Origin of the sequence: Psychrobacter sp., from assembly GCF_030457785.1 — a bacterium.
Classification (GTDB): Bacteria; Pseudomonadota; Gammaproteobacteria; order Pseudomonadales; family Moraxellaceae; genus Psychrobacter.
Genome location: NZ_JAKDUI010000155.1, coordinates 1 through 6,539 on the forward strand (window position 1 = coordinate 1; position 6,539 = coordinate 6,539).

A 6,539-nucleotide genomic window follows, 5' to 3' on the forward strand; every position below is an offset into this window, starting at 1 on the left:
CAAGTATGAGCATTACCTAAGAAACCCCTACCTCTAAGGTAGTGGGTAGTTCATCTGCTATTGAACAGGTTGATAAATAATAATGAACATCAACCTATCCTACAACCAATCAATTAAAAACTAAATAAGGCATAACATGGCACAGGATAATTTATTTGAACCTATCGAGATGGGCGCTCAAACACTAAAAAACCGTATCTTCATGGCGCCGCTGACGCGTTTGCGAGCGATTGAGCCTGGAGATGTACCGACCGCGCTTGCTGGAGAGTATTACTCGCAGCGTGCTAGTGCTGGTCTGGTGATTACTGAAGCGACACAGGTTTCTTTTCAGGGCAAAGGCTACGCTGGCGCACCAGGTGTTCACACCCAAGATCAGACGACTGCCTGGAAATCCATCGTCGATAATGTCCATGCCAAAGGCGGAAAAATCGTCGTACAGCTATGGCATACTGGATTGGTATCGCACAAGAGTGTACAGCCAGAGGGCAGAGCGCCTATCTCTGCCTCAGATGTCAAAGTGGCAGTGCGTACCTCGCTTCGTGATAGCGATGACCTAGCGATTCGTGTCGATACCACACCACCGCGAGCAGCTACGCTGGCAGAAATCAAACAAGTGATTGCAGATTTTGCCCTAGCCACCAAACAGGCGAAAGAAGCGGGTTTTGACGGGGTAGAGGTTCATGGTGCTCATGGGTATTTGCTGCATCAGTTTTGGGTAGAGCAGACCAATCAGCGTGATGATGAATATGGTGGCAGCCGTGAGAATCGTGCGCGTTTGATGCTTGATGTCATCGATGCTTGTGTAGAAGCTTGGGATGCCGATCATGTTGGTATTCGCGTCTCACCGCAAGGCACGTTTAATGGTGTCGAAGCAGGCTACGAGGAAGATGATAATATTTGGCTGATCGAGAAAATCAACGACCGTGGTCTGATGTATCTGCATCTATCAGAGCCTGACTGGGCGGGTGGTACGCCGTACACGGATGGCTTCCGTCAGCGTATCCGTGATGCTTTTGGCAATATGATTGTTGCTGCTGGTGGTTATACGGCTGAGAAAGCGGAAAAAAACATTGAAGCAGGCTATATCGATGCCGTGGCTTTTGGACGCGATTATATTGCCAACCCTGATTTGGTAGAGCGTATCCGTGAGGGTGCTGAGCTAAACGAGCAGCATCCAGAAACTTTCTATGGTGGAGGTACAGAGGGCTACACTGATTATCCGTTTTTGGCGGAAAAATAAGCCCAGTAACCAGCCTAATAAAAAAGGTAAAAGCGTAAAAGTCCAACAGCGCAGTTATTAATGTTTATATTGCCAATGCCTATACAGCACGACAAAGCCGCCTTACTATCATAGTAGGGCGGCTTTTTTATGGTTGAAAGTCATGAGGCAATGAACACTCATGTTTTGGCATTGGTAGCTGTGTGCTTAAGAAAGTGATAGACGCGATTTACTCACCAAATCTGCCTGTTTGATAATCGCGAAAAGTTTGGCGCAGATCTTCTTGGGTGTTCATGACAAAAGGACCATGACCTGCGACTGGCTCACCGATAGGCTCACCACTGAGTAATAGCAGTTTGACAGGCGTAGTAGGTGCTGGCTCGTCAGAGGTGTTTACTGGTTCGACCAGTTTTAGTTTAATACTGTCGCTAGTTGGTGCTTGCCCAGCAGGTATATCTGTACGCTGTTGCGTTGGCGCAGCAAACTGAATCAAATTACCAGCGCTGACCTCTGTGTCATTGATCAACACCTCACCTTCTTGTACTAGCATGAGCGTATTATGGGTATTGGGTACCAGTAGTGTTGTCGCTCCTGCGTCATGTATGGCGATATCCCACAGGTTGACGGGTGTAAAAGTATCGGCGATTCCTGTCACGCCTTGCCAGTCACCTGCGATAATCGCTGCGGTACCGATGGATTTTTGGTCGTCAGTATTTTCCTTCAACGCAACTATAGGCATATCTGCGCGTTTGATGGTTTGGTATTTAGGCGCGGTGAGTTTGTGAGTGCTTGGCAGGTTTACCCACATCTGCACCATACTGAAAACCCCGCCACGCTGCCCAAAGCTCTGAGAATGAAACTCTTCATGCAGGATACCTCGTCCAGCAGTCATCCATTGCACATCACCTTCTAGGATATCCGCTTGACCACCGGTCGAGTCTGCGTGGGTAATCTCACCTTGATAAGCGAGGGTGACGGTTTCAAAACCTTTATGTGGATGCAGCCCGATGCCGTGCGGCTGCGTCTTATAATCGGGGTTTGGGGCAAAGGTCGTCGGCATGCCATAATCAAATAATAAAAATGGATCGGTATGACTATAATTAAAATTGGCATCATCGTTGAGATGGTTGATTAAGGTTTTTACATAAAAGCCGTCGCCTACCCAGTGCGGTGCTTCATCACCATGAATATGTTTGATCGGACGCATGTATCACCTCATAAAAAATAACGTTAAAATATAAAACGGCGTTCAGTTATTTTATATCTTGAATCATTTATATCCTGCTTAGCTTTTTATCACAGTCACTTGGCCTGTAGCTCTTAGACCACTTCACCGCAGACATGGCCACTGGCCCAAGCCCATTGAAAGTTATAGCCGCCCAGCCAGCCTGTGACGTCCAGTACCTCACCGATGAAGTATAAACCCTCTTGCAAATTGCTTTGCATGGTTTTTGAAGATACCTCGTCGGTTTTTATACCGCCACGAGTTACTTCAGCCGTGCGGTAGCCTTCAGTGCCAGAAGGTTTTAGCTGCCAACCATTTAGCGTCTCACCAAGCTCATGCAAGCGCTCGTCTTTAATATTAGCAAGTTCAGTGTCTTTGATGTCGTCCCATAGATGGGTTTGCAGCGCGGCCAGTAGTTTTTTAGGTAGCTTGTGACCATCCTCACCACTGTCAGTGTGGTCGGCTAGCACGGTGCGAATCAGCTGCTTAGGATGTGATGCTTTGTGAGCAAGTAAGAGCGCGTTCACGTCAACATCAGGCAGTAAGTTGATATTGATGGTTTCTCCGGTATGCCAGTAGTTTGACAGTTGCAACATAGACGGACCGGAGAGACCACGATGGGTAAATAACAAAGGCAACTTAAACGAAATGCGCTCATTACTGGCGATGACTGGCAGACTGATACCAGATAAAGAACGTATCAGCTCGCCTATCTTATCGGTAAAAGTAAATGGTACGAGGCTTGCGTCTGTCGTGATGAGGGTATGACCAAACTGCTGGGCCAGTTCATAACCCAAGCCACTAGCGCCAAGCGTTGGGATAGAAAGCCCACCAGTTGCCACGACCAATGACTCGCAGCGATAGTTGGTTGGTGGTCGTTCAGTCGGACTGCCTGTATCTTGGCTGGCTTGCTTTTCTTTTTTACTGAGCTGTTTGGTGGTGGCTAATTCAAATCGGGTGTTTGTATCATTTTCTACCGTTTCAACAGTTTGGACTTTTGTGTTTAGCTTTACTTGCACACCCACCGCCGTACATTCATCAAGGAGCATCGCGAGGATGTCTTGTGCAGAGTCATCGCAGAACAGCTGACCGTGCTCGCGCTCGTGATAGGGAATGTTGTGCGCTTCTACCATGCCGATAAACTCCCAGCTAGGATAACGACTGAGTGCAGACTTGCAAAAATGCTGATTGCTACCGAGGAAGTGCTCAGGCTCGACGAAATAGTTGGTAAAGTTGCAGCGCCCGCCGCCAGACATAAGAATCTTTTTGCCCGCTTTATTGGCATGGTCTAACACCAACACTCGACGACCTCGGCGACCGGCTGTAAGCGCACAGTACAGCCCCGACGCACCAGCGCCGATGATGATAACATCATAGTGAGGTATTGGTAATGCATGGCGATGGTTACTCATGGTGGTCTCATAAAATAATAAGGTTAAAAAAACAGGGTTGAAAAAACGAGGTTAAAAAACAGTCAGCAAAGCGGTCATCGACGGATAAAGCGTTAACAGGTAAAGCGTTCTCTTATCTTTGTGGTAAAAGAAGCAGCAGATGAGCGTGATGGTCAGGCTCAGTATTTATGGTGTAGCTATTGTCCATATTTCATATCCGGTTACAAGGACCAAATAGGGGCGATATGTCGTGTGGTTTTCATGTTTGACTTTATCAAGGCTGAATCAAATCAAAGCTAATTTTACCATGAGCTATAAAGTATACAATTGTGCTGTAAAATTGTTATGAATGGTTGTGATGCCTTGCAACCATTCTGCTTATTTGTCACACTGAGTTTAAGTGTCAGACGTTATGGAAGATGACTCTTATTCCCTGTGCAGGCAGCCGTGAGAGGTTGTCTTACAGGTCATAATAATTAAAAAAAGGACGAATATTATGACGCAGCAATCCTTTCCCATTGCGGCCGAGTTCACCGCCGCTGCCAACACCACAGCCGAACAATACCGTGACGTTTACGAGCAGTCAATCGCCTCACCGACCGCCAACGACGAGTTTTGGGCAGAGCGCGCCGAGCTGATTGATTGGATCAAAAAACCTACCAAGATTGGTGATGTTAATTATAATTTGAACGATTTTCGGATCAAGTGGTTTGAAGACGGCCAACTGAATATTTCTGTCAACTGTCTTGATCGTCATCTGAAAAAGAATCCTTACAAGCCCGCCATTATCTGGGAAGGTGATCATCCATCCTTGCACAAAATCATATCATTTAAAGAGTTGCATGGCGCGGTTTGTCGCTTAGGTAATGCACTACGTAAGCTTGGGGTCGAAAAAGGCGACCGAGTGACGCTGTATATGCCAATGATACCCGAAACCATGGTTGCGATGCTGGCGTGCACTCGCATCGGTGCGGTACATTCCGTCGTTTTCGGTGGGTTCTCCGCTGAAAGCTTGGGCAATCGTTTGGTCGACAGTCAGTCAAAGGTCGTCATCACAGCCGATGAAGGTTTGCGTGGCAATCAACACACACCGCTCAAAGCCAACGTCGACCGAGCACTAGACATGGAAGGCACTGACAGTGTCGAAAAAGTCGTTGTCGTTCATCGTACCGGGAATTCTGTACCGATGAGTGGTCGACGCGATGTTTGGTATCATAATATCGTTGACGGTGAGTCAGAAGACTGCGAGCCTGAAGTGATGAATGCGGAAGATCCGCTGTTTTTACTGTACACCTCTGGCTCAACAGGTAGACCCAAGGGCGTGCTGCACACGACTGGTGGTTACATCACTTATGCCCTCTCTACTTTTCGAGATGTGTTTGATGTCAAAGACGATGATGTCTACTGGTGTACGGCTGATGTTGGTTGGATTACTGGTCACACTTATGCAACGTATGCTCCGCTTGCCAACGGTACGACGACAGTGATGTTTGAAGGGATACCAGAATATCCTACATGGGCACGTGTCGGTCATTTGATCGACAAGCACGGTGTGACTATCTTGTATACAGCACCGACGGCGATTCGGGCGATGATGAAGGAAGGCGATGCTTTTATCCATGAGTCAAATCGCACAAGCTTGCGTCTGCTCGGAACAGTGGGTGAGCCGATTAATCCAGAGGCGTGGGACTGGTACTATCATGTCGTGGGCGGTGGTAAGTGTCCAATCGTCGATACCTGGTGGCAGACAGAGAATGGCGGTATTTTATTAGCACCCATACCGGGTACGGTCGCACTCAAGCCAGGAGCGGCAATGAATCCTCTCTATGGCATCAAACCAGAAATCATCGATACCGATGGTGAGGTCTTAGAAGGCTCTGCTGAAGGTAACTTGGTGATTAATAGTAGTTGGCCGGGGCAAATGCGCACGATCTATAACGATCATGAGCGTTTTTTAGAGACATATTTTAGGGATTATCCAGGCTACTACTTCACGGGCGATGGCGCGCAGCGTGATGAAGATGGACACTATTGGATCACAGGTCGCGTCGATGATGTGCTCAATGTGTCAGGTCATCGTCTGGGGACGGCTGAGATTGAGAGTGCAGTGGTGTCGCATCCAGCGACAGCTGAGGCAGCCATCGTCGGTATGCCGCATGAAATACGCGGCATAGGGATTTGTGCGTTTGTTATCTTAAAGTCAGGTGAAGAAGCAACGGAAGCACTAAAAGCGGAGTTGAACCGACATGTGCGCAATGAAATTGGACCGATTGCAAATTTGGATGCGCTTCATGTCGTCGATTCACTACCCAAAACCCGATCAGGAAAAATCATGCGCCGTATCCTGCGAAACCTTGCAGCAGGGCAGTATGTTGGATTGGGTGACTTATCGACCTTGGCAGACAGCTCGGTGATCAACCATTTGGTCGAAGTGGTCAAAGCTGCAAACCGAAAATAGCTTGCGTTTTTACGGGTGTTTCTGCACCACTAACCACTGCAGCAACGCGCACGAGTGAGTGCCCAGAAGAGCCATGTTATTCAAAATAGCATGGCTTTTTTACGTAGACGATATTGATATCTTGTGGTTTTAAACGTTCAATATCATATGTACTTGTACTGTCTACCACGTACTGATTTTTTTTGATTAAATACTAGGGTGTGTTGACAATTACCGTAAATGGATAATCGTCGCTGCTAAATAGAT

Annotated in this window: 4 protein-coding genes; 2 read left to right on the plus strand and 2 right to left on the minus strand. The window is 47.5% G+C overall.

Features of this window, described 5'->3' with window-relative positions; genetic code table 11:
- The first annotated feature begins 136 nt into the window (after window positions 1-136).
- Window positions 137-1,240 carry an alkene reductase gene (locus L0J61_RS08130; RefSeq protein ID WP_301465948.1) on the plus strand — a complete coding sequence of 368 codons (1,104 nt, stop codon included), beginning with the start codon at window positions 137-139 and terminating at the stop codon, window positions 1,238-1,240.
- 208 nt (window positions 1,241-1,448) lie between these two features.
- Here the strand turns inward: L0J61_RS08130 and L0J61_RS08135 are convergent, their stop codons facing one another.
- Both L0J61_RS08135 and L0J61_RS08140 read right to left on the minus strand, forming a co-directional pair.
- The gene (locus tag L0J61_RS08135; protein ID WP_301465949.1) at window positions 1,449-2,426 is read right to left on the minus strand and encodes a pirin family protein; all 978 of its coding nucleotides are present in this window, start codon (window positions 2,424-2,426) and stop codon (window positions 1,449-1,451) included.
- A 113-nt stretch (window positions 2,427-2,539) separates the two neighbouring features.
- The gene (locus L0J61_RS08140) at window positions 2,540-3,856 is read right to left on the minus strand and encodes an NAD(P)/FAD-dependent oxidoreductase (protein ID WP_301465950.1); all 1,317 of its coding nucleotides are present in this window, start codon (window positions 3,854-3,856) and stop codon (window positions 2,540-2,542) included.
- Between the two features lie 475 nt (window positions 3,857-4,331).
- Between L0J61_RS08140 and acs the strand changes: the two genes are divergently transcribed.
- Complete coding sequence (acs, locus tag L0J61_RS08145) at window positions 4,332-6,293, plus strand: acetate--CoA ligase (RefSeq protein ID WP_301465951.1); 1,962 nt, start codon at window positions 4,332-4,334, stop codon at window positions 6,291-6,293.
- Window positions 6,294-6,539: the final 246 nt, after the last annotated feature.

What these genes read in the sequence shown, in the direction of transcription:
- L0J61_RS08130 (WP_301465948.1), top strand. Translation starts at nt 137, where the DNA reads ATGGCACAGGATAATTTATTTGAACCTATCGAGATGGGCGCTCAAACA.
- acs (WP_301465951.1), top strand. Translation starts at nt 4,332, where the DNA reads ATGACGCAGCAATCCTTTCCCATTGCGGCCGAGTTCACCGCCGCTGCC.
- L0J61_RS08140 (WP_301465950.1), bottom strand. Translation starts at nt 3,856, where the DNA reads ATGAGTAACCATCGCCATGCATTACCAATACCTCACTATGATGTTATC.
- L0J61_RS08135 (WP_301465949.1), bottom strand. Translation starts at nt 2,426, where the DNA reads ATGCGTCCGATCAAACATATTCATGGTGATGAAGCACCGCACTGGGTA.